Source organism: Paenibacillus sp. MT124 (genome assembly GCF_058792755.1).
The window spans coordinates 1,329,980-1,355,813 of sequence record NZ_CM179500.1 but is presented as its reverse complement, the minus strand read 5'-3'; the positions used below and the strand labels follow the sequence as shown (position 1 = coordinate 1,355,813).

At 47.2% G+C, this 25,834-nt stretch carries 24 protein-coding genes and 2 other annotated features; of the genes, 6 read left to right on the top strand and 18 right to left on the bottom strand.

The window, feature by feature from the left end; translation table 11 throughout:
* Positions 1-564 precede the first annotated feature (564 nt).
* From AC3RCI_RS06220 to AC3RCI_RS06190, 7 genes are all read right to left on the bottom strand, one after another.
* Positions 565-2,121 (bottom strand): 2-isopropylmalate synthase, encoded by a 1,557-nt coding sequence (locus AC3RCI_RS06220; protein ID WP_492471613.1) that lies wholly within the window; start codon positions 2,119-2,121, stop codon positions 565-567.
* A 189-nt stretch (positions 2,122-2,310) separates the two neighbouring features.
* Positions 2,311-2,616, bottom strand: a binding site (T-box leader).
* Between the two features lie 55 nt (positions 2,617-2,671).
* Positions 2,672-3,030, bottom strand: a binding site (T-box leader).
* 87 nt (positions 3,031-3,117) lie between these two features.
* Complete coding sequence (gene tsaD, locus AC3RCI_RS06215; RefSeq protein WP_492528043.1) at positions 3,118-4,173, bottom strand: tRNA (adenosine(37)-N6)-threonylcarbamoyltransferase complex transferase subunit TsaD; 1,056 nt, start codon at positions 4,171-4,173, stop codon at positions 3,118-3,120.
* A complete protein-coding gene (gene rimI, locus AC3RCI_RS06210; protein ID WP_492471611.1) occupies positions 4,170-4,691 on the bottom strand; it encodes a ribosomal protein S18-alanine N-acetyltransferase in 522 nt (173 codons plus the stop codon). The genes tsaD and rimI overlap by 4 nt, the downstream gene beginning before the upstream one ends.
* An 18-nt stretch (positions 4,692-4,709) precedes the next feature.
* Positions 4,710-5,561 carry a tRNA (adenosine(37)-N6)-threonylcarbamoyltransferase complex dimerization subunit type 1 TsaB gene (gene tsaB, locus AC3RCI_RS06205; protein ID WP_492529816.1) on the bottom strand — a complete coding sequence of 284 codons (852 nt, stop codon included), beginning with the start codon at positions 5,559-5,561 and terminating at the stop codon, positions 4,710-4,712.
* A 2-nt stretch (positions 5,562-5,563) separates the two neighbouring features.
* Positions 5,564-6,046, bottom strand: coding sequence for a tRNA (adenosine(37)-N6)-threonylcarbamoyltransferase complex ATPase subunit type 1 TsaE (gene tsaE, locus AC3RCI_RS06200; protein ID WP_154892624.1), 483 nt, complete (start codon positions 6,044-6,046; stop codon positions 5,564-5,566).
* Between the two features lie 187 nt (positions 6,047-6,233).
* Positions 6,234-6,410: an H-type small acid-soluble spore protein gene (locus AC3RCI_RS06195; RefSeq protein ID WP_127538296.1), complete on the bottom strand. Its 177-nt coding sequence runs from the start codon at positions 6,408-6,410 to the stop codon at positions 6,234-6,236.
* Between the two features lie 4 nt (positions 6,411-6,414).
* Positions 6,415-6,711, bottom strand: coding sequence for a hypothetical protein (locus AC3RCI_RS06190; RefSeq protein WP_492528041.1), 297 nt, complete (start codon positions 6,709-6,711; stop codon positions 6,415-6,417).
* 197 nt (positions 6,712-6,908) lie between these two features.
* Between AC3RCI_RS06190 and ku the strand changes: the two genes are divergently transcribed.
* The 5 genes from ku (at position 6,909) to ligD (ending at position 12,203) form a co-directional block, all read left to right on the top strand.
* Positions 6,909-7,817 carry a non-homologous end joining protein Ku gene (ku, locus tag AC3RCI_RS06185; RefSeq protein ID WP_492528039.1) on the top strand — a complete coding sequence of 303 codons (909 nt, stop codon included), beginning with the start codon at positions 6,909-6,911 and terminating at the stop codon, positions 7,815-7,817.
* 279 nt (positions 7,818-8,096) lie between these two features.
* Positions 8,097-8,966, top strand: a complete 870-nt coding sequence (locus AC3RCI_RS06180) for a VOC family protein (RefSeq protein WP_492528037.1) — start codon at positions 8,097-8,099, stop codon at positions 8,964-8,966.
* Positions 8,967-9,141: 175 nt separating this feature from the next.
* A complete protein-coding gene (locus AC3RCI_RS06175) occupies positions 9,142-10,254 on the top strand; it encodes a GerAB/ArcD/ProY family transporter (RefSeq protein ID WP_492528035.1) in 1,113 nt (370 codons plus the stop codon).
* 50 nt (positions 10,255-10,304) lie between these two features.
* Positions 10,305-11,261, top strand: a complete 957-nt coding sequence (locus AC3RCI_RS06170) for an ATP-dependent DNA ligase (RefSeq protein WP_336781110.1) — start codon at positions 10,305-10,307, stop codon at positions 11,259-11,261.
* A gap of 51 nt (positions 11,262-11,312) precedes the next feature.
* On the top strand, positions 11,313-12,203 hold the full coding sequence (ligD, locus tag AC3RCI_RS06165) for a non-homologous end-joining DNA ligase (protein ID WP_492528033.1): 891 nt from the start codon (positions 11,313-11,315) through the stop codon (positions 12,201-12,203).
* A gap of 72 nt (positions 12,204-12,275) precedes the next feature.
* Here the strand turns inward: ligD and AC3RCI_RS06160 are convergent, their stop codons facing one another.
* Both AC3RCI_RS06160 and cls read right to left on the bottom strand, forming a co-directional pair.
* Positions 12,276-13,184 (bottom strand): YitT family protein, encoded by a 909-nt coding sequence (locus AC3RCI_RS06160; protein WP_492528031.1) that lies wholly within the window; start codon positions 13,182-13,184, stop codon positions 12,276-12,278.
* 345 nt (positions 13,185-13,529) lie between these two features.
* A complete protein-coding gene (gene cls / locus AC3RCI_RS06155) occupies positions 13,530-14,969 on the bottom strand; it encodes a cardiolipin synthase (protein WP_154892631.1) in 1,440 nt (479 codons plus the stop codon).
* A gap of 367 nt (positions 14,970-15,336) precedes the next feature.
* Here cls and AC3RCI_RS06150 point away from each other — a divergent pair, with 367 nt between their 5' ends.
* Positions 15,337-16,686: a hemolysin family protein gene (locus tag AC3RCI_RS06150; RefSeq protein ID WP_336781112.1), complete on the top strand. Its 1,350-nt coding sequence runs from the start codon at positions 15,337-15,339 to the stop codon at positions 16,684-16,686.
* A 113-nt stretch (positions 16,687-16,799) separates the two neighbouring features.
* Here AC3RCI_RS06150 and AC3RCI_RS06145 read toward each other — a convergent pair whose 3' ends face one another.
* From AC3RCI_RS06145 to AC3RCI_RS06105, 9 genes are all read right to left on the bottom strand, one after another.
* Complete coding sequence (locus AC3RCI_RS06145; RefSeq protein ID WP_492528029.1) at positions 16,800-18,389, bottom strand: alpha/beta hydrolase family protein; 1,590 nt, start codon at positions 18,387-18,389, stop codon at positions 16,800-16,802.
* Between the two features lie 50 nt (positions 18,390-18,439).
* Positions 18,440-19,273, bottom strand: coding sequence for a DUF1648 domain-containing protein (locus AC3RCI_RS06140; protein WP_492528027.1), 834 nt, complete (start codon positions 19,271-19,273; stop codon positions 18,440-18,442).
* A gap of 294 nt (positions 19,274-19,567) precedes the next feature.
* The gene (locus AC3RCI_RS06135; protein ID WP_336781115.1) at positions 19,568-19,963 is read right to left on the bottom strand and encodes a GntR family transcriptional regulator; all 396 of its coding nucleotides are present in this window, start codon (positions 19,961-19,963) and stop codon (positions 19,568-19,570) included.
* Between the two features lie 219 nt (positions 19,964-20,182).
* The gene (locus AC3RCI_RS06130) at positions 20,183-21,256 is read right to left on the bottom strand and encodes an AI-2E family transporter (protein ID WP_336781116.1); all 1,074 of its coding nucleotides are present in this window, start codon (positions 21,254-21,256) and stop codon (positions 20,183-20,185) included.
* A 174-nt stretch (positions 21,257-21,430) separates the two neighbouring features.
* A complete protein-coding gene (locus tag AC3RCI_RS06125; protein WP_492528024.1) occupies positions 21,431-22,225 on the bottom strand; it encodes an ABC transporter permease in 795 nt (264 codons plus the stop codon).
* Entirely contained in the window at positions 22,218-23,126 is a 909-nt protein-coding gene (locus AC3RCI_RS06120) for an ABC transporter ATP-binding protein (protein WP_154892635.1), read from the bottom strand. Before AC3RCI_RS06120 ends, AC3RCI_RS06125 begins: the two co-directional genes overlap by 8 nt.
* Before the next feature lie 553 nt (positions 23,127-23,679).
* Positions 23,680-24,198, bottom strand: coding sequence for a hypothetical protein (locus tag AC3RCI_RS06115; RefSeq protein WP_492471604.1), 519 nt, complete (start codon positions 24,196-24,198; stop codon positions 23,680-23,682).
* 104 nt (positions 24,199-24,302) lie between these two features.
* Positions 24,303-24,854, bottom strand: coding sequence for a VanZ family protein (locus tag AC3RCI_RS06110; protein ID WP_492471745.1), 552 nt, complete (start codon positions 24,852-24,854; stop codon positions 24,303-24,305).
* Positions 24,855-24,896: 42 nt separating this feature from the next.
* Positions 24,897-25,814 carry an LCP family glycopolymer transferase gene (locus tag AC3RCI_RS06105; protein WP_336781119.1) on the bottom strand — a complete coding sequence of 306 codons (918 nt, stop codon included), beginning with the start codon at positions 25,812-25,814 and terminating at the stop codon, positions 24,897-24,899.
* Positions 25,815-25,834: the final 20 nt, after the last annotated feature.

The following is a 25,834-nucleotide window of genomic DNA, read 5'->3' as shown; positions in this document are numbered from 1 at the left end:
GTCAGCATCCGTATTGGGCTCATGTGTAAGTTCAGTTAGTAAAAACAGAAATAGTAAAAGCCGACTCCTTAACCGGATCGGCTTTTTTGTTGTTTTTGCTTTAATATGAATCACTTCAGAGATTAATTTAGAGATTTTTCATTTGTCAAATTTACTCGAATTGTGAAAAATATTTTTACTCTACTCCATTTCATGTTTATCCACAGAAAAGCAAGATAGCAAGCAGTTTAATGAAGTTAATTATACAGCGGTAGAATCGCATTTTTGAACAAAAACCATATTTATCCACCAAGTTATCCACGTTATCCACAAGTTTGTGGATACAATGGGTGTATACTATCCCCTAAACCCTTTTAGTTTCGAAAACATTGCTGGATTGACTTTGGTTCAGTTACCCACAAATTATCCTGAATATGTGGATAACTATAATCACACCTTGACAGATCGCTTTTTACTTATATAGATTATCTCACATAATCAGACAAAAGCAGACCTTCAGAACTAAGGTCTGCTTTTCAATTTCTGATACGTCACTTCACTCTTTACTTGCTTATTCAACCTTTTCTATACGTGTACAGACTTGTCGCTTTCCGTTGACTCTGCCTTAAGTCCCGCAGCGTTACATGCTGCCACATAGGCAAGACCTGCTGCCATAACAATATCATTGTGCGTAGCCGTTCCTCTGAATTCCCGTCCTGCTCGCTCCACAGCAACAGCCGCCTCTGCTGTCGCCTCTTCTCCTCCGCTCAGCGCATGGATTTCCATATCCACGAAGCTGATATCATCGGAAATGCTCTGACCGATCGCACGAATGGCTGCTTCTACCGGTCCGCTGCCAACGGCAGAATACGTCTGTTCGCCCGCACCTGTCCGGATCCGAACGGCTGCCATCCGGTCTGTCATGCTGCCTGCAGTTACCTGCAGTTCAACCAGCTCATAATCCTGCGCAGGAATGTTCATCGTTTGGCTGACCATTTGCAGCAGCTGATCGTCACTGACCACTTTTTGTTTGTCAGCCGTTTCCTTGAATACTTCGTACAGCTGTTCCATTTGCTGTTCATCCGGTTCGAAACCGTACTTGCGAACACGGTCTTTCAGAGCGTGACGACCCGAATGTTTCCCCAGAATGATCATGCTGCGCGGAATACCCAATGCTTCAGGATCCATGATTTCATAGGTGTTCCGATTCTTCAGCAGTCCATCCTGGTGAATTCCCGATTCATGCTGGAACGCATTGCGTCCGACCACCGGCTTGTTATAAGCAATCGGGAAGTGCATGGCCCGGCTGATCTGGCGGGACGTCTCGTATAGCTGATTCAATTGGATATTCGTTGTGGCACCAATGGCATCTCCTCTTGTCTCCAGTGCCATGATCAGCTCCTCCAATGCACAGTTACCTGTACGCTCACCAATTCCGTTGATCGTTACTTCGATCTGGGAAGCCCCGTTCGCGATCGCAGCCAAACTGTTGGCCACTGCAAGTCCCAGATCATTATGACAGTGGGCGCTATACCGTACTTGATCGCCACCTCTGGCCCCCTCGCGGACACGGCGGAACATCTCTCCGTATTCATGCGGCAGCGCGTAACCGACGGTATCCGGCAGATTAATGATGCTGGCCCCAGCTTCAATAGCCACCTCAATCATTTCGATCAGGTCATCCATCTTGGTCCGGGCTGCATCCATCGCCGTGAATTCCACAATGTCGGTAAACTGGCGTGCATAGGACACCATCTCCCGTGCAGTAGCGACAACCTCACTGCGCGGACGACGCAATTGGTGCTCAATATGGATATCCGACGAAGAGATGAACAGGTGAATCCGGCGTCGTGCAGCATCAGCTGTTGCTTTCACTGCAGCATCTATGTCTCCTTTGACCGCACGGGCAAATCCGCAAATTTCCACATGTTGCAGTTGTCTGGATATCGCCTGAACCGCCGCGAACTCACCTGGGCTGGAGATCGGGAATCCAGGCTCAATGACGTCAATCCCAAGCGCAGCCAGCTGGTGAGCCAGCTCAATTTTTTGTTCAGGCTGCAGACTGGCTCCAGGTGCCTGTTCTCCATCACGCAGTGTGGTATCAAAAATCTCAATTTTCCGCTTGTTCATTTCCATTGTCATTATACTCCGCCTCCATTAATTTCAATGTATGTGTATTCCATGATGAACATTATCTATGCTGTTTTTTTCTCTCCTGAGTGCACGTCGACTTGCACTCCTGAATTCAATACCTATTCAACATTCAAAACGATGCTCTTCCACACCCACCCATTTGCTGCCGGCAGCAAAACAAATAACCCGCCATCTCATCTAAGAGACGGCGGGTTATATCCCCTCCGCGGTACCACTCTTGCTTGACGATTCCAACTTGCGCCAGACATCATCCACCTCGTCGTCTCCAGGCTCAACATCACTGCGCTGTCCATAGCGCTGCTTGATAGATCAATCTGGAGAAACACCTTATAACGGTGGTCAGCCGTTGCTGTGTACACAGGACTTCCTGTTTCCACAGCTCCGTTCCCGGGCGAGATTCAAACGATTCCAGCCACTGCGTTGCACCACCCCGCAGCTCTCTGAGCGCTTCATCGTTTTACTGCTCCCGTTCATTACATTTATCGTATGTAGTAACCCTTTTGTTCAATCAAAAAAGCCTGCCATCTCTCGCAATAATGCAAGAGACGACAGGCTGTAACCATCGCGGTACCACTCTTGTTGACTTTCCATGCTCCCAAGGCAGCTACCGTATGCGTCCATACGGATCTATTTCCTCTAGGATGAAAAATCCCCTTTGTTATTGCCGAGTTCTTACCTGACATTCAGGTCATCTGCACAGCAACGGCCCAATCACGGAGGCAATCCGTAACGATGTACTTTCTCATGACCTGTTCGGCCTTCGGATCCTCCCAAGGAGTTTCCGTGTTCCATCGTTCCGCTTCCAGGCGAGTTTCAGGTTTCCTTCGACTGCGTTGCACCTCCCCGCAGCTCTCTATGACCCGGATTTACCTTACTATTCCTGTTCATTGCGTTTTCGGTTCAGGACTTCAATATCCTGTTTAAATTTGTAACTAATATACATTCTTCACATGCTGCTGTCAACTCTATAATTCAAATGTCCGGCTACACAGTCTGAACAGACCATGCTTCCAAGGATATTCCCGGATCTGCCTTGGCATCAAATTCCGAGATTTCACCCCGCTGCCATTTCAAATACGCGGCCGCTCCGATCATGGCTGCATTATCCGTGCAGTACTCCATCGGCGGAATCAGCAATTCAAGCCCTTCCTTGGCACAACGCTCCTGTAATGCAGAACGCAAACCGCGATTAGCCGCAACGCCTCCGCACAGCAGCAGCTGGCGTGATCCGTATTCACGAACGGCCCGCACAGCTTTCTCCACCAATACTTCAACCACTGCTTCCTGGAATCCGCGTGCAACAGCAGACGGTTCCAGCGTTTCTCCACGCATTTTGGCCTGATTGAGGGCGTTCAGCACAGCAGATTTCAACCCACTGAGACTAAAATCGTATGAACCGGCTTCCAGCCATACCCGAGGTAAGGGTACAACCTTCTCTGCTTCAGACGCCATCCGGTCCACGTGAGGGCCACCCGGATATGGGCACCCCAACGCACGTGCTACCTTGTCGTACGCTTCGCCTACGGCATCATCGCGTGTACGTCCAATCAATTTGAAATTGCCTTCGGATTCCATATGCACAAGCTCCGTATGTCCGCCAGACACAACAAGAGCCATTGCAGGGTACTGCAGCTCATGCGTAAGCCGGTTGGCATAGATATGGCCGGCAATATGATGCGTGCCAATCAGTGGTTTGCCCAAAGCCATGGCGAGTGTTTTGGCTGCCACGATTCCCACCAACAATGCACCCACCAGTCCGGGTCCCTGTGTGACGGCGATTGCGCTCAGGTCTCTTGGACGGATACCGGATTGTTCAATCGCCTGTTCCATCATCAAGGTAATCACTTCCACATGCTTACGTGAAGCGACCTCAGGCACCACTCCGCCAAACGCCTTATGTGTCTCAATCTGACTCGAGATCAGGTTGGACAGCACTTCCTGTCCATCCTTGACCACGGCAACCGATGTTTCATCACAGCTGGTCTCCACCGCCAATATATAGGATGGAGCTGATTGTTGTTTATCACTCAGTTCGTTCATGAATCCGTTACGCTTCCTTCCTCTTCGCCGCTCCGGCCTGCAGGCGGCAAATTCGCCCACATAATCATCGCATCCTCCTGATTGTCGGAGTAATAGCCTTTGCGAAGACCTGCCGATTCAAACCCTTTTTTCTCATACAAACGCTGGGCAACCAGGTTCGATACCCTGACTTCCAGTGTCATTCGCTCCATGCCGAGATATGCTGCTGTCTTCATAAGCTCATCCAGCAGCTTGTCCCCCAGCTTGCGACCCCGGTAAGCCTGTCTTACCGCAATGTTGGTAATATGGGCCTCGTCCATAATGGTCCACATCCCGGCATATCCAATAGCCCTGCCGTCCAGTTCCATGACCATATATTTGGCAAAATGATTATTTGTTAATTCGTTTCGAAACGCTTCTTCCGTCCAGGGCATCGTAAATGCCTCATGTTCAATCACCATGACATCCGGAATATCATTCAATGTCATGAGTCTGAACTGAAGTGCTGCATCCTGTATGCTGCTTTCCTTATCGTCCATCCGCTCGCCACCCTTCTTTCAGCCTTTGCGCAGTAGATTGGCTTCGGCTTCGGCCAGCTGGGTGTAGTTGGGCACCAGTGCGTGCACATCATCGCGCTGCCCTGCAAGCAGCGCTTCGGCGCCAAGGCGCCCGATCCAGCGGCCTTCCAGCTCATAGGGAACGAGCTGGAGCGCCGTACCTGCAGGGCAGCGAAGCTCAGCCGCTGCTGCCTCATGCGGGCCCGTCTCGCCGACAATCCAGACGGCTGCGGGCCGCTCTTCCGGCGCCGCCTCCGCCATGCGGGCGGCGAGGGCTTCCAGCCATCCGTCCATCAGGCGGATGGCATCTGGCGCGAGCCGCCGGGGCGCATCGCTCCCGGCGGAGGCAAACAGCGCGGTGTACGCCTGACCGCGCCGCGCATCCACAAGCGGAACGATCCAGTGGACTGGGGCGGCACCTGTGCCGCCCTGGTCCACGGATGGCGTTCCGCCAGCCCCTGCTGCGGCAGGTTCATCTGCCGCAGCTTCAGCCTTGGCCGCGAGGCCGCGATGCCAGCCGCCCCAGGCCATCGCCTGCAGGCTGGACACCCCGGCAACGGGGATGTCCCATGCCCAGGCGAGTGTCTTCGCCGCTGTTACCGCAATGCGGATACCTGTGTATGAGCCTGGGCCGATGCCTACGGCAATGCCGTTCAGCTGACCAGGTGCAGTGCCGCTTGCTGCCAGCAGCTGCTCCATTACAGGCACGACGTGCACGGAGTGATTCCGTTCGGCACGTTCATTTCGCTCCTCCAGCAAGGCGTGATCTTCCATCACCGAGGCAGCCATCACCGCAGTGGACGTATCCAACGCCAAAAACCGCTGACGCGGCTTTTTTTGTAAATCTTCCATCATCATTTGACTCCATTCTGTCTGAACTGCCGGCACATGGCGGCATAAGTTTCACCGTACCCATCCAGCGTAATCGTGCGATCCTCCGGACCGGTTGTTTCAATCTGTACATGCAAATGGTCTTCCGGCAGCAGTTCGGGAATGATGCTGGACCACTCCACCAGACTGACTCCGGCTCCATAGAAGTATTCGTCCAGTCCAAGCTCGTCCGCTTCTTCCAGTGAAATACGATACACATCCATGTGATATAAAGGCAGACGCCCTTCATATTCCTTAATCAGCGTAAACGTGGGGCTGTTCACCACTTCACGTATACCCAGATGCCAAGCAAACTTTTGTGAAAATGCTGTTTTGCCCGCACCCAAATCACCGTCGAGTGCAATGACCATTCCGGCCGTTGCCTGTTCAGCAAGTGCGGATGCAAGCGCTTCTGTATCTGCAATGCCATGGGATTGATACACCCACTGCTCATGCGTCTTATTCACTATACGCCCCACCTTTGGCGGTCAACCGCCTGAGTTCACTTTGAACCTTATTATATCGGTCCCTTTCTTCCCCCGCAAGCATCGGGGTTGCGAGGCAAAAGAGGAACTTACCCTTCACAAACTCAAATAAACCGGCACCTTTCGGCACCGGCCTTCCTAAGTCATCCTGCAATCTGACGTTACCCCTCTACTCCTCCAGGCGATCCACACGAACCGTCTGTGTATTACCCGGATTGCTGCCTACTTGAACGGTTGCCATTCCATTAGCCTCATCCACATGTTCGATCCAGACCGGATCCCCCTCAAGTGTCACGGCAATGGTATCTTTCGAATCGTAAATTGCCTTGGCGCGTTTCACATCCATCATCTTATTCATACTCTCCTTCCGGATCATCATGTGGTTCACGAATCATCGTGTCCGTCGTACTCTCACCAATATACCCGTTATCCTCCGTAACCTGACCTCCACCTAACCCTTCATTCACCATCCGGTCAATGTCGAGCATGAAGGACTCCCGATCAAGTGGCAGCTTTTCGGAAGTCACCGCTTCCCAGTTCACCGCAGCAGCTGGCGTGTAAAATTCTTCAGCTTCCTCTGCCCCGGCAATGGGATATGGAGAAAAGGCATGCTTGTGCGCTTCTTCTTCATCCCTAGTGTTCTTCATTTCGGCACCTCCCAGCTTGTTCGATGTCTTACACTTCCTGACTCACATGCTTAAGACTCAATACCGTGTTCAAGCATGTTTCTGTTATCATCCCCCAGTCAGCCCGAACCATACGAATTCATCCTGTAAGCGATTATCCAGACACGGAAATGCCCATACTACATAATAAAAAAGGTACCTCGGAAAGGAGCCGACTCATGCATACGGTCTGGAAAGGTGCAATCAGCTTCGGTCTCGTGCATGTCCCTGTCAAAATGTTCTCGGCTACCGAAGACAAAGACATCTCCATGCGATATATCCATAAGGTCTGCGGCAGTCCGCTCGCTTATGTACGCCAATGTCCTTCCTGTGAGGTGGACGTAAAGTGGGAAGAAATCACCAAGGGTTATGAATACGAAAAAGGAAAATTTGTATTGTTCGAAAAAGATGAGCTGGAGGCACTGAATGATTCGGCCAGCAAAACCATTACCATTCTGGATTTTGTGGATTTGACGGAGATTGATCCCATCTATTTTCAAAAAACCTATTACCTCTCTCCCGATCAGGCCGGCGGTAACGCTTATCAGCTGCTGATGACAGCCATGCGGGATACAGGCAAAATCGGCATCGCCAAGGTCTCCATTCGTTCCAAAAGCAGCCTCGCTGCCATTCGGGTTCTGGAGGATTGTCTCTCCATGGAAACCATTTTCTATCCGGATGAGATTCGTCCAGTCTCACAAGTACCAAACTTGCCAGAAGCTCAAAATGTCAATGATAAGGAATTGACGATGGCAAAGCTGCTGATCGATCAATTGTCGACACCTTTTGAACCCGGCAAATATACAGACGATTACCGCAATAAACTGCTGGATCTCATCAATCACAAAGTTGCGGGTGAAGAGATCAAGATTGCGCCGGCTAAACCGGAAGCGAATGTCATGGATCTGATGGCAGCCCTTCAAGCCAGCATTGAGGCAGTCAAGCCCATTCCTGCAGACCCGGGAGCAACAACTGCCAAACCCAAAAAACGCGCACCCAAAAAGACAACTGTGCAAGCCGTGGTCGGAGGCGATACCGAAGCAGCTCCAGCCAAAAAGAAAAGAGCAACTTCCAAGACCAAATCATAACGAACAAAATCTTTACGATATGACCCGTCCGGCTCCGTTAGCCGGATTTTTTATTTTTATAGGCCCTCATATCCGCTAGTTCAGGTTTGCTCGAAACGTGAAAATACAATTGACGAAAGAAGATTTATATTTTATATTAACTTATGAAAAGTAACTTATTTATAATTATAAAGTTTATCCTATAGGATCCGAAGCGAGAATGATCTAACGTACCTATCCTTGTTAATGCAATTTAGATGAGATGATCTCAAACTTATTTCATATTAGGAGGAAATGATAATGACTACCCCATACCAGATCCCTGCAACTACTCACTTGGGTGAAGTAAGCCTGCGAATAAGCAGCCTGGAGCGATCCATTCAATTTTACACCGAGGTGGTTGGACTTCGTTTATTGGAACGCCAGGATAAGGTCGCAACGATGACCGCTGATGGCAAAACGTCGCTGCTGCGCCTGGAAGAACTGACTGATGCAGTGACATTGCCTGTTCGTTCTCATGCGGGCTTGTATCATTTTGCCATTCTGCTGCCTGACCGCAAGTCCCTCGGGCTTGCACTCCGCAATCTCGCCGCCTCTGGCATTGAAATCGGCCAAGGGGATCATCTGGTGAGTGAGGCCTTTTATATTTCCGATCCGGATCAAAACGGCATTGAAATCTACGCTGACCGTCCGCGTGATACCTGGAGACGTGATACAGACAACAACTACGTCATGGCAAGCGATCCGGTGGATGTACAGAGCTTGTTCGACATCTCGGAGAATGAGCCATGGCATGGCCTGCCGGCTGGAACGGTTATTGGTCATGTACACTTTCATGTACGCAGCTTGGAAGAATCCCGCCGCTTCTATACAGGTTTGCTCGGCTTTGACATCGTTGGCAATTTTGCAGGCATGTCAGCCTTGTTTGTTTCCGCAGGTGGATATCATCACCATATCGGCCTGAATATCTGGGCAGGCACAGGTGCTCCTGCGAATCCGAAACAGGCTACAGGAATCGATTACTTTACCATCGTATACGCCGGACAGGAACAACTGCAGCAAGCGCTGGAACAACTGCGCACGCAAGGTGCTGCACTTGAAGAACTGGGCGGTCAATGGTTTACCATTGATCCGCAGAATATCCGTATACGGCTGGTTACAGCAGAATAAACGCGTTACTCCATCATTTTTTGATTTTCCATTTCATACCAAGGAAGCTCGGACAGTGCACATCTCTTGATCCTTTGATTAGAGATGCCCTCGTCCGGGCTTTATTTATTATAAATATGGTGATTTTGGCGCATCCTAACCTAATATCCAGCTCGATCGATGAAGGAGAACCCACATGGTTGAAAAGGGACGTCTGACTGTAAGGCAGCTTGCTGCCTTAATGTTCCTCTGCACAATTGGTGAACAAATACTTGTATTTCCGGCCATGATCACCTCATTCGCCCACGAAGATGCTTGGATATCCGCTTTACTCGGTGTCGCCGGGGGTATGGGGATTCTGTCCATTTTTTTGGTCACCTATAAGCTTCACCCCAAACTCAATCTGATCGAAAATGCACTTCGAACATTCGGACCTTGGATCGGGGCCTTGTTCAGCTGTTTTTATTTGTTTTACTTTTTGATAAGCACATCGACATTTGTCAGAGAAATCGGGGATTTCATGTCTACCCAGATTTTGAGCGAATCACCGCTCTTGGTTGTGCATCTGCTCTTTGTCTGCTCCCTCGTATGGGGACTCATATGCGGACTGGAGTGTATAGCCAGGAGTTCAGAGCTCTTTCTTCCCTTGGTCGTATTTTTTCTGGTTATTCTGACGGTTTGTCTGCTGCCTCACTTGAAGCTGGACAACATCCAGCCTGTTCTTGCCCATGGCTTGGTCGATCCATTTCGAGGCTTTATCGCTGTGCTAACTTATCCTTATTGCGAGTTGTGCATCTTCCTGATGCTATTTCCCTATGCCAAGAAGGAGCCGCATTGGGAGAAGGATATTCTTCTGACAGGACTTATTGGTGGCCTGATGCTTACACTGACGCTGACCATTTGTCTGCTCGTCATGGGGCCATTCATGACGCAGCATCACTGGTTCGCCTCGTTTCAGCTGTCGCAAAAGATAAATATAGGCAATTTTCTGCAGCGGATTGAAGCCTTTATGGCATCCGTCTGGATTATCGCCGTTTATTTCAAAAGCATTCTGTTCTTCTACAGCTTTATCCTGGGGGTTACGAACCTGTTCCGACTGACAAGCTTCCGTTCACTGATCATGCCTGCAGCTCTTTTGATTTTGGCCATGTCCATTCTGATCGCTCCGGATGAGGTCTTTTATCTCAAAGTCATTATCCCTTATTGGATTGACTGGGATCTTACATGCGGCATCGCACTTCCTGTGCTGCTTATTTTGGTACATAAATTAAAGTCTCGTGCTTCAAAACGCGAACGCTATAACAGGTAAGCACTTCTGATTACGTTTGCTCAATAATGCCACCCGAAAGGAGCCTGCACATGTTTAAGCCTCTGATCCCCTTTGAACCTATATCTCGGGACAGGATTCCAAACGGACCTAACTGGATTGCCCAGGTAAAATGGGATGGCGTGCGCATGCTTGCGTACGAGGATGGCAATGAACTCCGATTGATTAACCGCAGACTGCACGACCGGACAGTTCAGTATCCAGAGCTGGTCTCTGACCGCAATCTGTGCAGCGTCCCCTCCTACATTCTGGATGGCGAAGTGATTGCGCTTGACCCCGAAACGGGAAAACCTTCTTTTTACCATGTGCTGCGCCGGGACCGTATGAGCAAACCAGACGGGATCGCCCAAGCCATGTACCGGATTCCAGTGACTTATATGGTTTTCGATATTTTGTACTGTGATGGAAAATGGGTCACCGATCAACCGCTTGCAGAACGCCAGCGTCTGCTGCATCGTGTCCTCAACCCGGGCTCACACGTTCAGGAGGTGACTAATACCTCCGATGCGGCTTCTCTGCTCACCGTTATGAGACAGCATCAGATGGAGGGGATTGTCTGTAAAGACCTGACAAGCACCTACGGTATCAATGGCAAGGATCAGCGCTGGCAAAAGGTTAAAATCATGCATGATCTATATGCCATGATTGGCGGGGTTACCTATCGGAGCGGCATTGTTAACGCCATTGCGGTTGGTGTATATGATGGGCCTCATTTTGTCTATATTGGTCATGTCGGCACAGGTAAACTGAACTCTGCCAGCTGGCGTAAACTGACCGAGGAAGTCGAACCGTTGATTCAAGAGGAGCGGCCGTTCCATAACGTGCCCGAACGAAGCTCCGAAACGACATGGATCAAGCCCCAGATCGGAGTCAAAGTGCAATACATGGAACTGACCCAGCATCGCACCCTACGCCATCCGAGTATACAAGCATTCGCAGAAGTATCTCGGGAAGACTGTCTTGCCAGCCAACTCACGAATGGAGTTTAGTAAACGCGCGTGATATTGGCTTAGATCTATATCATGAAAGGAGGCGTCCATATGCCCCGTACGATCAAAGGTACCATTACGATCGAAGGAATAGAGCTTACTGTAACCAATCCGGATAAACTGCTGTGGCCTGAAGCAGGAGTAACGAAAGCCATCTATTTGCAGAAGCTTGCCGCTATTGCTCCCTTTCTGCTGACGTACACCAGGAACCGCCTCCTGACAACCATCCGATATCCGCATGGTGCAGGCGGTGAATTTTTTTATCAAAAAAATGCTCCTGAACCCATTCCTGATTTCGTACGTACCGAGATCCATGAAGGCATCCGCTATATCGTCATGGACGGTCTTCCGGAACTGCTGTGGCTCGGCAATCTGGCCGCCCTGGAGTTCCATCCCTCCTTACATGCTGTAGGTAGCCATCTCCCATGTGAATGGATGATTGATCTCGACCCCTCTCTTGAAGAAGAGCCGCGTATTATGCAGGCTGCTTTAATCGTAGGCGAAACGCTGACTTCCCTTGGCCTCCGTTCTGTACCCAAAACTTCAGGTGCCACGGGCATACAGATCATCGTTCCCATCCGTCAGGGCATCACCTTTGATGAGCTGCGGGATATTGGTCATTTTGTCGGCAAGTACGTCACCCAGAAGCATCCGGATCTGTTTACACTGGAGCGGCTCAAAAAGGACCGCGGAGACCGCATTTATTTTGATTACCTGCAGCATTATGGCGGCAAAACCCTGGCCGCACCATATACACCTCGAGCTAAACCCGAGGGTACCGTATCCACCCCGCTTACGTGGGATGAAGTTCGGAACAATGTGTCGGTTAAGGATTATCACTTGATGAATATTGTGGAACGGCTGCAGCAGGTAGGTGATCTCATTGCCAGTGTTGAGCCGCAGCCCGTGGAATTAATTACACAGCATCTCAAAAAGAAATAGCCGGCATCCCTCAAACCAAGGGCGCCGGCTATTTTTTCATTTGTTATTATAAGCTTCTTAGATTAAGACTCGCTAATGGATACCTTTTTTCTTGAAACGTCCGCCCTTCACGTCATGAATGTTACCGATCGCCACAAAGGCCTGCGGGTCCCAATCTTCAACGATCGACTTCAGCTTCGCTTCTTCCAAACGGGTAATAACCACAAAGATAATTTTCTTCTCATCCCCGCTGAATCCGCCCTCTCCATCCAGGAAAGTAACGCCACGACCAAGGCGGTCTGTCAGTGCTGAACCGATATCCCGGTATTTCTCACTGATAATCCATACCGATTTGGACTGATCCAGACCTTCGTTGACGATATCAATCATCTTCATTGCAATATAATAGGCGATCATGGAATACAGGGCATTCGGCCAACCGAATACAAATCCCGCGCCTGCGAAAATAAACACGTTAATGAACAAAACGATCTGCCCAACCGACAGTGGTGATTTCTCACTAAGCAGGATGGCCACAATCTCCGTACCATCAAGCGATCCCCCGGACCGGATAACGAGACCCACACCGACCCCCAGGATCAATCCGCCAAAGACAGCCCCGAGCAGCGGTTCACCAGGCGTCAATGCAGGAACATGGTGCAATAATGACGTTCCAATGGACATGACAACGATACCGAGCAATGTGGACAGCGCAAACGTTTTACCAATTTGTTTGTAACCCAAAATCAAAAACGGCAAGTTGAGTAAGGTCAGGAAAATCCCCAGCGGCAGCTGCGTAAGCTCTGACACCATAATCGAGATCCCCGTAATCCCACCATCAATTACACCATTGGGCACGAGAAATATTTCAAGTGATACGGCCATCAGTGCGGCACCAATCAAAATCATTACAATACGTTGCAGGAGCTTCAGCGTAAATACCGAGCTTTTTACACTCCGATCCGGCTTCGATGTTATTTCTTTAACCGTTACATTGGACATGGTATCCCCCCCGTTTGATCAATATGTGAATCAATTTCATAAATCATTTAAATACCAACGGGGAAACTACATATAGTAGAAAACGATCTCGCTTACCTCTATACGCACCCTTCTGTATAAGCATCTAAAGGCTATATGAAATGGATTCAAATATGTCTTAATTCAGGTGTACACTTCGAAAAGAGAGCAAAAGGGAGCCTGTTTCCCGCAGACTCCCCTCCTTCGCCAAGACATGATTTATATATTTATTATATCATAAAAGATCAAATTTGAGCAAAATAGTTAGCAAAAAGAAGATAAATTCAAAAAAAGTGAATTTATCTTCAGAAATTGAACCTAAAACGGCTAAAGCAGCGGAGAAAGCATGCGAGAAAGTATTTCCGCCCCTTTTTGCACTCGTGAACGCTCCTGAAATGCCTTCAGGTCGATCTTGCTGGACACCTTCAAATCCCGCTCAAAATCCCCGACCAAACGATCCATGGAGGATGACTCAAACAGCACGGCTGTCAGTTCGAAGTTGCAGAAAAAACTGCGCATATCCATGTTCGCTGTTCCCACAGTAGCAAGCAATTCATCGACAATCATTACCTTGGCATGTATGAACCCTTTCCGATATTGATAAAATTCCACCCCGGCCCGGAGCAGTTCCTCCACATATGAGAGGGAAGCCAAGTGAACGAGACGGGAATCGGATTCGTACGGAATGATGATTTTAACGTCCACCCCGCTGACAGCTGCAGTTTTAAGCGCTTCATACAGGGCTGGATCCGGAATGAAATAAGGGCTTGTAATATAAATCCGGTCACAGGCAACCGAGATGGCCCCAAAACACATTTCCTGAATCGCATCCCATTCCTGATCGGGACCACTGGCCAAAATTTGAATTTTCTCATTTCCGCTGCATATATGAGGTGGGAACAGTTCCTTCAGCTGTGCTTCGGTTATCTGCTCGCCGGAAGCAAGCTTCCAGTCGTTAAGAAATGTGTTTTGCAGAAAATAAACGGCATCTCCTTCCAGCTGCATATGCGTATCCCGCCAGAACCCCATTTTCGGGTATTTCCCGAGATAATCGTCCCCCACATTAATGCCGCCTACGAATCCAACCTTTCCATCTACGACGATAATCTTCCGATGATTCCGGTAATTGACCCTGCGATCAATGGTGGCAATCAGCGGTGGAAGGAAGTAATGGAATTCCACCCCGGCGTCCTGAAGCTTACGGATGAAACCCAAGCTCATTTTATGGCTGCCCAGACCATCACAGATAAACCGGACTCTCACGCCCTCACGTGCCTTGCGAATCATGACTTCCTGGAATTTGGTACTGATTGCATCATCGCGAAAAATGTAAAACTCCACATGCAGATGATGCTTCGCCTTCTCCATTTCCCTTAACATGGCCGGGAAGGCCTCTTTCCCGTTCGTTAATACTCTGCTTCGGTTACAGCCCGTGATGGGGCTCTCCGACAGGTGGGACAGCAAATTAAACAGCCTTTGCTGATGCATAAAGCGATTGTCCGGCATTTCGGCTGCTTCCTTCACAATATGAGCCTGCTCCCAAATCGTATCCTTAATCTCCCTGAAAATTCTGGATCCGGCTTTGCGCACTTTTTTTCGCTTATTGAAATCCTGTGCCACGAAGTAATACACGATAAACCCAATCGGAGGCACGCAAAACAAAATAAACAGCCAGGCCACCGCTTTAGACGGATTTCTGAACTCCAATATGATAATGGTGGCTGCCTGGAAAATAAAAATAACTAAAATAATGACCAGCCAAAACATCCGGCTTCCCCCTTGATGACAATCTCCTGCTTTCTCTCTCACTTCAACAGCTTTGACGATAAAGCATACGGCTAATCATAGATACCCAATGTTAGGTCCATTCGTAACGTTCGCATAGATAAAACTTTACATACACAAACTACCCTTAGGCTTTTTTGTCCTCCGTTTCCTCAGAAATGGTTGTCTATTCTGACTGTGTTTGCATCTACATATTCTTCATTGCGTCTGAGAAACCGCGTCACAGCGCCGTTTTGGGCAATTGCCCTTCCATAGTCTTCCTCTTCAGCTCCCCTGAAGGTGGTCTTCTGGCTATAAATTCGATATAATATTCGTTAAAAACTTATTACCTAAAGGAGAAGAGTAGTGAATGGACAGTGAGAGGTATGCGTTAAATTTAGTATTGGTTGCGATTTTGATAGGATTTTCAGCATTTTTCGTTGCGGTGGAATTCGCCCTGGTACGAATTCGTCCAAGCCGGATTGATCAAATGATTGCAGAAGGAAACAAGCGTGCTCTGGCTGTCAAACAGGCTGTCGCCAACCTGGATGGATATCTGTCCGCATGTCAGCTCGGGATTACCATTACATCCCTCGGTCTTGGATGGCTTGGTGAACCGACGGTAGAGAAGATTCTCCACCCTGTGTTTGAAAGTTTAAGTATGCCTGAGGCGCTCTCATCATTCTTATCGTTTGTTATTGCCTTTGTTGCCATTACATACTTGCATGTTGTGGTTGGTGAACTAGCTCCCAAAACGATTGCAATCCGCAAAGCTGAAACGGTTGCTCTGCTAACGTCTACACCTATCATCTGGTTTAACCGAATTATGTATCCTTTTATCTGGCTGTTGAACGGCTCGGCGAATCAACTGGTCAAATTGTTTGGAATCAAGCCTGCGTCCGAGCATGAAGAGGCGCACTCAGAAGAAGAACTGCAAATTATCATTAATGAAAGCTTCGAAAGCGGTAAAATTAATCAGGCGGAGTTCGGTTATGTCAGCCGGATCTTTGCTTTTGATGAGATGCTCGCCAAAGAAATCATGGTACCCCGGACCGATATGGTCTGCCTTTATGTCAATAAAACAAATGAAGAAAACCTGGAAATTATCCGGGAAGAGCAGTACACCCGGTTCCCGGTTGTGAATGAGAGCAAGGACGATATCATTGGCATCATCAATACCAAACAGTTCTTCCTTGAGCTCTATGGAAACGACGAACCTGTCGATCTGTCTTCCCTGATCCAGCCCGTATCTGCTGTTCACGAAACGACTCCGGTGAAGGATCTGCTCAAGAAAATGCAGAAGGATGGCGTTCATATTGCTGTGCTGGTCGACGAATATGGCGGCACATCAGGGATCGTAACGATTGAAGATGTGCTTGAACAGATTGTCGGCGAAATTCGGGACGAATTCGATGCGGACGAAGTGGAAGATATCCAGATCATCAATGAGAACTATGTCATTATGGATGGGAAGGTATCCCTGTCGAAGGTGAATGACATGTTTATGTCGAACCTCGATGCCGATGAGTGGGATACCATTGGCGGATGGCTCTACAGCCATCGCCCGGAAATGAACGAGCAGGATGAGTATGAGTTTGAAAACCTGACGTTTGTTCTTCTGGAAAAGGATAAAAACCGATTCTATAAGGTGGCTGTTGTACCTAAAGAGCCGCTCGTCATGTCTGAATATTCAGATGATGAAACCGAAAAGAGTTATTAATCGTCACAGTTAAACACCTGTGGTTATAATAGAAATAATAAGAAGAGCACTTGCCAACATTGGTAAGTGCTCTTCTTATTATTTCCCGTTCAATATGTCACTTCCCCATGTTATCACTCAACGTTTAATACCCACTTCGCAATATCATCGATAATGGCGCTGGAGACATTAGATGGCTCAGCGTACTCTTGACCAACCGAAAGTCCATCATAGGTGGATAACAGATGATTTACCTTTGGATAGCTATTGTACGTTACATTGGAATGACCCTGAAGAGCCGTTTTCCAATACTGGAATTGATCCATAGACACCTGCACATCATTTTCACCTTGTAGAATAAGCATGGGGATATTTTGTGTTTTAGCCAGTTCCGCAGGCACATAATCTCTCTGCTCAAACCACCAATAAGCAGGTTGAAGTGGGAACGCCTCAGGAAGATGATCTACAGAATATTGAGGATCTTTAACGATCGCAGCAACATTTTTATAAAAATCAGCTTGTTCCTTAATGATCTTCGTGTCTAAACCAAGCTGCTTCATCCGGTCTACCAATTCGTCCTGCTGCTCGGTAAGCACATCCACAAAGCTGCTACTTGGTGCTGCAAGTAGGATGCTTCCTGCAATATCATGTTGTTTATCCTCAGCAATGATTAACGGCATTGCAAACCCGCCTTGGCTATGTCCAGCTACAAAAATCGCTGTAGAATCAATATGTGCATTCTTTTGAAGTAATTCTACTGCATCGGTTACCCTATCTACGCTTTCTTGTTTTAATGTGAATTTTGGCTGTGAAGCGACCTTATAAGTGTGCTCATATGTGACTTTATCGTATCTTAATACAGCAACTCCCTGTGAAGCTAAACCTACCGCAAGATCGCGAAATGGCTTTGCCCCACCAATGGCAGCATCTTGATTGCTAGCCCCTGAACCGTGTACCAGAATGACAACCGGGAAAGGTCCCTCTCCCTTGGGCAAGGTTAATGTCCCTGGTAAAGCCAGATCACCCTGACCGACCTTAATCTTTTGTTCTGTATACGCAGATGGATCGTCGTAGCTTGGCTTTTGATAAACATTTGGAGTGGCCACGCCAACATACAAGTCATCCACCAGTCCGTCATGATTCATTCTGACCGTAATATTTACACTAGTAAGCTCTGTTTCAAAAGTATATGTGACATTGCGATGCACTGAGTTGTTCTCTACTTGCTTCGCTATGGCTTTATTTGTCATTTTCCCATTTTGACCTTCTAATGCTGACCATAGCTGACTCAATAACGCGGGTGACAACACTCCACTCACAGAGGTATGAACATACTTGGCTGCCTCCTTGCCATCCCCTTCACTTATAAGTGAAATGAATATATCCTCAGGTGCTGCCTTCAGTGCCTCGGTAAGAAATCCCCCATCCATAAAGGTAACCCCTTTCGTTAACTGAACAGGATGATCTAAGGGAATGAATTGCCCATTCACCATCGCCTGTTTCTCCCCTACCTTAACTACAATCGTAAGTTCATTTTTTCGTATTGTAATTTGTCCTGTGTTTTGCTGCCAGGATACCTCTGCCCCATTCTTTACTGCAATCTCACGAACAGGAACTAGATTTTCATGATCAACAGGTTTCTCAGCAGCTGCTGAGATGGATGTTACCGGCAGGATAAGGCATACGAAAGTAAGAGAACATAATAGCTTTTTCCAATTGTTCATCGTAATAACTCCTCCTAATCATTTTAGGATATGCATAGATCTATGAGCATTTATTGGCTCAGAACTCTGCTTATAACAACAATAGCAATGATAAGTAACAACAGGACCCAAGATAGTGGACGAGCGAAATTAATCGTCCAGCCTATTCCATAACGTTTCTCTACAGTAAAAGAAGGATCACTCGCATTGAAGTAAATAAAACCAAGCTTCCAATATTCATCATCGTTCACAGGCTGCTCCTTAGAGCGTTCGCTATCCTCTTGATGATTACGAATTTTCCCGCCGCCTTGTCTGCCTGTGAGAGACAGCAATATAGCGCCTAATAAGATTCCCACTGAGGTGATCAGACTAATCGCTGTTAACAAGACCTGATTAGGAACGAACATATTTATCTGAATGAAGGCAAATAAGATGGTAAGAAGCAACCCTGTAATGATCGTAAATAGGGACCACTTACGGCGGAATTGAATATTTTTAGCAGCAAATTGGGCAGGATCTCTCGTGGCAAGCTGTTGTTTGCTTGTTTTAATACTCCAGTTAACCAGCATCAGGAGTGCAATTACTCCTAGCTGTACCAGATTAATAGCCAATACTGAAAGGTAGGTTTTAGGCACACTTGATGTGACATTGCCCTGAAGATCGTATTTCATGGGAATAACGTTAGGTAGTGCATCATAATTCAGGATCGAAATGATCGCAACGGCTGCAATAATAGCCAGATGAATTAGAAACCAATAGTTGGAATACGTGAGCTTATTTTGGCGGAAGGTGGTATCAATTTTAACCCGTTGAGGTGCTTCTGCAGGTGGAAGTGTTCCCTTTAACCTTTTCATCTTGAAATGAAAAAATAAATGTAGTGCCACCCAGTACACAACGAACATCATGGTGCAAACACCGGTAATTATTGCAGTAGACTCTTCATTGGCAGATCGGAGTAAAAATAGGCAGACAACTATAACCAACCCGTTTCCGATCAGACTTACTGCAGCAAACGTTTTACGTAACTTACGTACGTAGAATGGGTGTATAATAATTATATTCACTTACCGTAACGCCAAAGCTAATGGTTTCCCTTGTTAGATAAGGTGTAAAGGATAGAAGTACGGCTAATGGAGCAAAGATTAAGATGACAGATAAGATACTAAATAATTGCATACATAACACACTCCCTTATTCGTTTAGTCCTTGTTGTGCCCCATCTTCACATCATCATAGATTTGATCTAATACCGCAGACAATTCCTCTTTGGTCATGCCTCGACATATCGCTTCGGCAATAATCGGTCTTAATTCACCTTGCTGCTTTTTCAAAAAATCATCCGTTAGACCAGGCATTCCATCAGGGTTTACGACAACTCCCTTTTGTCTGTGAATTAGTATGTACCCATCTTGCTTGAGTAGTGTATATGCCTTATTGACCGTATGAAGGTTAACACCAATATCTGCTGCCAAATTCCGAACTGAAGGTAGCGCCTCACCTAGCTGCAGCTCACCACTAGCAATGCCTTCGATAATTTGATAAACCAGTTGAGAATAAATGGGAAGCTCGGACTGCATGTCAAGTTGAATAATCAAGGGTTCACCTTCTTCTTTGTCATCTGTTATATATCAAGTATAACAGATATAACATAAAGGGGCAATGCGCATGGAAATAAAGCCGCATATCAATTGCAGGGGCAGGCTTACCTAACCCTTCACCATTGATATGCGGCTTATCTTCATGAGCTTAGTCTTATGTCATTGATGAGCAAATATGAGTGGAGGCACATGACCGTGTTGTATTTTACATTCCATTCAAAGTTCAGTCTTATCTTCGACAATCCGATAATGGATTTTGCGAACTATAATTTTCAGGATCATATATAGCGGAATAATGATAATCATACCCAAAATGTTCCACAGGTCGGCACCCACGAGCAACAGAATAACCGTTGTCAGCGGATGTATATCCAGCTGCTTGCCATATACATAGGGAGATATCAGGTTATCTTGAATCTGCTGGGCAACGACAATAATGATCAGAGACCAGATCGCCATTGACGGAGATTCAATAAAGGCCACAATCACGACAGGTATCGCTGCCAATATTGCACCCACATAAGGAATAAAGTTCAATATGATGGAAGCAGCCGTCAGTAATAACGCATATGGTAAACCAAGGATAAGAAAACCAATGTACATCAGGATCCCGAGTGCAACATTGACAATAACTCGCCCAACAATAAAATTGCTCAGCGCTTCATCTATTTCGTGAACGGTCTCTTCTCCATCCTTCCGATAACGTCTCGGCAAAAGCAAGGTGAGATTGGTGCCAAACTTGCTGCCTTCCTTAAGCATGTAATACAGCATAATTGGAAAGGTGGCCAAAATAATGACCAGATTGGATACAACCGAGAACAGGCCTGAGAGATAATCACTAACCTGTGTAATTCCCTGTGTCAGGAATTCGGAAAATCTTGAAACAAGATCCGAGTCCTCCGGCAAGTATTTGGACAGGAATCCGCTTTTTTCCATTTCGTTTAGTTGTGCACTAAGTGAGGCTATCAGAGCTGGCGTATTTTCAATAAAGTTCCACAGCTGCTCACGAAGTGACGGCCATATAAGCACGCTAAACCCGGCTATCAGCAGGGCAATCACAACATAAATAATCAGAACGGATAGAGCCCTTTTCAACCGATGTCGTTCCATGAAATCAACGAGCGGCCGAAGCAAATAATAGAAAAAGCCCGCGATTAACAGCGGAATAATAATGATATGTATTAGTGATGTTAACGGGCTGAAAATAAAATTCACCTTATCTCCCAAATACACAATGAGCAGCAGCAAAATAATGGCTGTGCAAATTCGGTAGAACTTGTTGTTTATCAAGAAATTGATCCCTCCATACACTGCTCTGCCAGCACTGGCTATAATCTGGTGCACCTTCTTTAGTCACCTGATTATATGTACCCTTTAATGCAAGTATTGCCACATTGCATGTCAGTTAACGTGAAGGGCCTTTCTCTTGCCGATGAAAAATGAGCAAAAAAAAGAAGCAGGCGGTTAGCCTGCCACATCTCTTTTGCTGAATACAACCCACGAAACAACCATAAAAATCACATAGTACACGGCGAGTACGGCAACCGAGAAGCCAAGGGTCATTCCCTCGTTCCCCCCGCCGAACAATCCGAGGTCCATTCCCGAATTCATATACCGGCTGAGATCCATGTTATTAAATAGTACATATTTGGCCCAGTCATAGCGAGCCGGATTGAAGATCAAGGCAAAGATACTCTGGGTAAACATAATAAATAGTGACAGGCCAATGGCCAGTGCTCCCGAACGAAACACGGAGGAGACCATAAAGGCAATGGCCAGCGTAATAAACAGATCAACATACAGGTATGCCCATAACGTAAAGGCATACGATGCCGAGGTTACGCCTCCAGCTGCACTTCCATCATGGGAGAATAGAACATAGGACATTCCCGTTGCGAGCAAGAGAATGAGCACTGTACTGAGCAGACTGAATCCCAGAACCGTAATGTATTTTGAAGCCAGGATTTTGCTACGTGACCACGGACGAATAAGCAGCAGTTTAATTGTGCCCCATGTGAATTCACCAGCTACCGCTTCAGCCGCAATGACCACACAGAAGATGGTATTCAGGAAGAATACAATCTGAACCGTCGTTATTGCCGCTTCCCAGAAGTAAACGTCACCACCTCCCATGCCTTCTCTCAGCAGCACCGGAAGCAGCAGTGAAATTAATGCTAGGAACGAAAGCATAATCCAGGTACGGGGACGCCGGAAGATTTTCATATTTTCATTCAACAACAGATTTCCAAAGTTAGGCAATACCTCCGCCCCCAGTCACTTGTAAAAATTGATCTTCGAGTGTATGTGTTACGTTGCGGATACCGTATACCTGTATACCTTCGCTTACCAGTCTGGCATTGAAATCCGGAATCTGGTCACGCGATAGACGCACCACAAGCATGTTACCTTGAACAGTCGCATCCTGAATAAGTTCTGAAGCACGCTGTGTATCATTCACCTCAAAGGCCACTTCCGCGAGTGCATCCGCTCCAGCTTCAGCTTTGAGGTTTCTCACGTCAATCAACTTACCATTCTGGATAATGGCGACCGTATCACACATGAGTTCCATCTCTGACAACAGGTGACTGGACACAAAGACCGTAATGCCTTCTTCTCGGGTGAGCTGACGAAGATAATCCCGTAGTTCCCGAATCCCTTGCGGATCAAGGCCGTTGGTTGGCTCATCCAGCACAAGCAGCTTCGGCTTATGTAATATGGCCTGAGCGACACCAAGACGCTGACGCATGCCCAGAGAATAGGTTTTCACCTTATCATGAATACGGGCGGTAAGCCCCACACGCTCAATGGTTTCCGCAATGCGTTCCTTGGTAATCCCTGGCGACATACGGGCAAAATGGACGAGGTTCTGATATCCGGTGAGAAATTTGTACATTTCCGGATTCTCTACAATGGCACCTACCTGGGCCACCGCCTGCTCGAATTCATTTTTGATACTATGTCCCGAGATGAAAATATCTCCCTTACTGATGGACATAAGTCCAACCATCATCCGGATCGTTGTTGTTTTCCCGGCACCATTAGGCCCTAAAAAACCAAAAACCTGCCCCGGAGAAATATCCAGAGTCAGGTCGCTGACCAACGATCGGGAAGATATGATTTTACTGACGCCCTGAAGTCGGACGACCGGCTCCTGCTGCATGCAATTCCCTCCCTCATCGACAGGCTAATGACTCATGCCCGCCTCTCATATGAACATAGTGTATCATAATCTTTGGTATAATGTCCCGTAAACTGGGTGTTCTCCTTACGCTTCATATGGATCTGACACGCTCCACAGCATCCAAGCGGCATCTCACTCCGGTAAAATCCGGTGCGAAATACGTGATTGCCTCCATAGCCCTCTTCCTTTAATTCGACAGAGCCTCTACCAACCGACACAATCATCCCACAACTGACACAGTAAAAGCGGCTCGTTTCGATCACAGAAATTCCTTCCCCTCAACAAGGAGCAATGTAGTCCCTGTTATTTGTCGTTAGAAGCTGAATTTTGATACATTTTGTATCTATCTCGTAATTTACTTGACCCCGGGACGGTTGTCAAGCCCTTTACGGCTTTAAAATAGAGTGAAACACAAAAAAAGCTCTATAAATGCGACAAAAGTCTCGCATTTATAGAGCTTAAAATAGGAACAATGATACAATATGATGCAAAGTATGGGTGTATATTAAACTACCATCCCACATCATGGGAATCACTCGCTGCTCTTACTTGAATGCTGTTCCTCGCCCTTGCCAGGGTAATACCAGAGCAGTGTCCACTCCTGTCCATCCTGCACGACGTAACAGGTCTGTACAATGTCTAATTGCCCAAAAGTACTTCTGTACTTCATGGTTATTCCGACCTTGTATGCCTCGGGAAATGGCTTTACGCCATCCATAACCGTTACATCAAATTCCCGCTCGGGCTTTTCCATCTCAAACTCAAAGGTTTCCACGCCAAAATGCTGCATGAAGATATGAGCCCTGGACTGTAAATAAGCACTTTTGGAGAAACGCTCTTTCATCAATGGGTGAAACAGTTCCCATGAGCTGCCGAAATCGCCCGCCTGCTCGTACTTGTAAAACTCTTCAACCACCGAAGCAGCGTCGTCCGGCGCATCTGCACGAAAGAGATATGGGATCGTTCTGCCTATTAACCATAGCAGCAACAGCACAAGTGCGATGAATCCGATCTTTTTGAACAAGGCATTTCGATTGCGTCTGCGCAGCATGTTCGTCCCTCCTGTCCTACTCCATTCTTATGATGAATAGCAGGAAAGTAGAAGCTGGAGGAACAAGAGCATTTCCTGGGAAATCCCTTTGTTTAAGATCATCCTCAAGAACTCGAATATCGGCGAGGCCTTAATTTACGGATCACTGCCTTCATCATTACATATAATGCAATCCCGCAGCTGCCGCCGATCAGATCCACGCCGATATCACGTATCGAACTTGTTCGATTGGGGCTGAACTGCTGTATATATTCATCGATCGAGGCTATTATAGCCACCACAACCAGCGAAGCAGCGATGGAGGTCACCATTCGCATTTTCCTGTATCGCAGTCCACCGTAGACAAGTACTGCGAGCACAGCATAGACAAACAAGTGTGCACTCTTGCGAAAGATAAACTCGGCAAAATCATACGGTCTCTGTCTCAATGAATAGTCATTCTCTCCGTAAGTGAAGTGTACATCAGGCAAGGCAAATCCGATTTTGACGTTTTCGGACAATTGATGCAGCCAAGGCTGAATGGTCTGCTGTTGATAAGATTGCTTGGACATGGACCAAATCACCAAAATCCAAACTGCAACCAGCAACAAGGACAAGATAAAACCGTATAATCTCCGTTTGCGTCCGTGTCTCCTTTTTCTGGAGCCCTCCTCCATCCGTATTGTCATCACCACTTTCGTTGCCCAATCCAAAACCTTTTATTTCTGCAAATTCTCCTGAATTATTCCATGAATGCGATCCCGTTCCTGTTGTTCCACAATGTAATAGTAAATACCATTGATTTTTTCGCCCTTGCCCTTGATTTCCACTGTATCAATATGTTCAAGATCACTGCGGTAATCCAGAATAAGTTCCTTCATTTCATCAAACGTCAGATCCGTCCTGACGTGTGTCCCGAGCTCATCCAGCATATTTTGAAGATTGAGTACACTGGAGAACTGCATTGTATTTTTCATCATTTGCTTCAATACTTCACGTTGTCTTCCATTACGACCTAAGTCTCCTTGGGGATCATCATACCGCATTCTTGAAAAACCAAGCGCAGCCACACCATCCAGATGAATATTTCCCTGTTCATAACGTCGGCCGTCGTAATCGAATGCAAACGGATTATTTACGTCCACACCGCCGACCAAATCAATGATTTTCGCAAAGCCTTCCATGTCCACCTTCATGTAATAGTGAATAGGGGCATCCAGAAACTGTTCCACGGTTTTCACCGACATGTCTACACCGCCGAAGGCATAAGCATGATTGATTTTGTCTTCTGTGTTGTGGCCTACAATCTCGGTTCGTGTATCCCTCGGAATATTAAACATAAGCACTTGTTTTTTGCTAGGATTCACACTTAATACGATCATAGTATCCGAGCGCCCTGGATCGTTCGGGCGTTCATCCACCCCGAGAATAAGAGCATTGAAGGGCTCTTTACTATTAATATCAACAGGCAGCCCGCCTCTACTGTCCGAGATGGACACGGGCTGAGCAGGATCACGCGGCTCATAGATCTGATCAGCCGTAGATTTGACGGATTGATATAGATACGTCGCATACCCAAACACTGCAATGACGAAAATGGAAACCACCCAGATCGAAATTTTCATCCACTTTTTCATGGTATTTCCTCACTCACGTT

What these genes read in the sequence shown, in the direction of transcription:
- cls (WP_154892631.1), bottom strand. Translation starts at nt 14,969, where the DNA reads ATGTTTTGGCTGGTCATTATTTTAGTTATTTTTATTTTCCAGGCAGCC.
- AC3RCI_RS06195 (WP_127538296.1), bottom strand. Translation starts at nt 6,410, where the DNA reads ATGGATGTGAAACGCGCCAAGGCAATTTACGATTCGAAAGATACCATT.
- AC3RCI_RS06105 (WP_336781119.1), bottom strand. Translation starts at nt 25,814, where the DNA reads ATGAAAAAGTGGATGAAAATTTCGATCTGGGTGGTTTCCATTTTCGTC.
- tsaB (WP_492529816.1), bottom strand. Translation starts at nt 5,561, where the DNA reads ATGGAAGATTTACAAAAAAAGCCGCGTCAGCGGTTTTTGGCGTTGGAT.
- AC3RCI_RS06150 (WP_336781112.1), top strand. Translation starts at nt 15,337, where the DNA reads ATGGACAGTGAGAGGTATGCGTTAAATTTAGTATTGGTTGCGATTTTG.
- AC3RCI_RS06220 (WP_492471613.1), bottom strand. Translation starts at nt 2,121, where the DNA reads ATGACAATGGAAATGAACAAGCGGAAAATTGAGATTTTTGATACCACA.
- AC3RCI_RS06145 (WP_492528029.1), bottom strand. Translation starts at nt 18,389, where the DNA reads ATGAACAATTGGAAAAAGCTATTATGTTCTCTTACTTTCGTATGCCTT.
- tsaD (WP_492528043.1), bottom strand. Translation starts at nt 4,173, where the DNA reads ATGAACGAACTGAGTGATAAACAACAATCAGCTCCATCCTATATATTG.
- AC3RCI_RS06115 (WP_492471604.1), bottom strand. Translation starts at nt 24,198, where the DNA reads ATGCTGCGCAGACGCAATCGAAATGCCTTGTTCAAAAAGATCGGATTC.
- rimI (WP_492471611.1), bottom strand. Translation starts at nt 4,691, where the DNA reads ATGGACGATAAGGAAAGCAGCATACAGGATGCAGCACTTCAGTTCAGA.
- AC3RCI_RS06175 (WP_492528035.1), top strand. Translation starts at nt 9,142, where the DNA reads ATGGTTGAAAAGGGACGTCTGACTGTAAGGCAGCTTGCTGCCTTAATG.
- AC3RCI_RS06170 (WP_336781110.1), top strand. Translation starts at nt 10,305, where the DNA reads ATGTTTAAGCCTCTGATCCCCTTTGAACCTATATCTCGGGACAGGATT.
- AC3RCI_RS06160 (WP_492528031.1), bottom strand. Translation starts at nt 13,184, where the DNA reads ATGTCCAATGTAACGGTTAAAGAAATAACATCGAAGCCGGATCGGAGT.
- ligD (WP_492528033.1), top strand. Translation starts at nt 11,313, where the DNA reads ATGCCCCGTACGATCAAAGGTACCATTACGATCGAAGGAATAGAGCTT.
- AC3RCI_RS06140 (WP_492528027.1), bottom strand. Translation starts at nt 19,273, where the DNA reads ATGATGTTCGTTGTGTACTGGGTGGCACTACATTTATTTTTTCATTTC.
- AC3RCI_RS06190 (WP_492528041.1), bottom strand. Translation starts at nt 6,711, where the DNA reads ATGAAGAACACTAGGGATGAAGAAGAAGCGCACAAGCATGCCTTTTCT.
- AC3RCI_RS06110 (WP_492471745.1), bottom strand. Translation starts at nt 24,854, where the DNA reads ATGGAGGAGGGCTCCAGAAAAAGGAGACACGGACGCAAACGGAGATTA.
- ku (WP_492528039.1), top strand. Translation starts at nt 6,909, where the DNA reads ATGCATACGGTCTGGAAAGGTGCAATCAGCTTCGGTCTCGTGCATGTC.
- AC3RCI_RS06120 (WP_154892635.1), bottom strand. Translation starts at nt 23,126, where the DNA reads ATGCAGCAGGAGCCGGTCGTCCGACTTCAGGGCGTCAGTAAAATCATA.
- AC3RCI_RS06180 (WP_492528037.1), top strand. Translation starts at nt 8,097, where the DNA reads ATGACTACCCCATACCAGATCCCTGCAACTACTCACTTGGGTGAAGTA.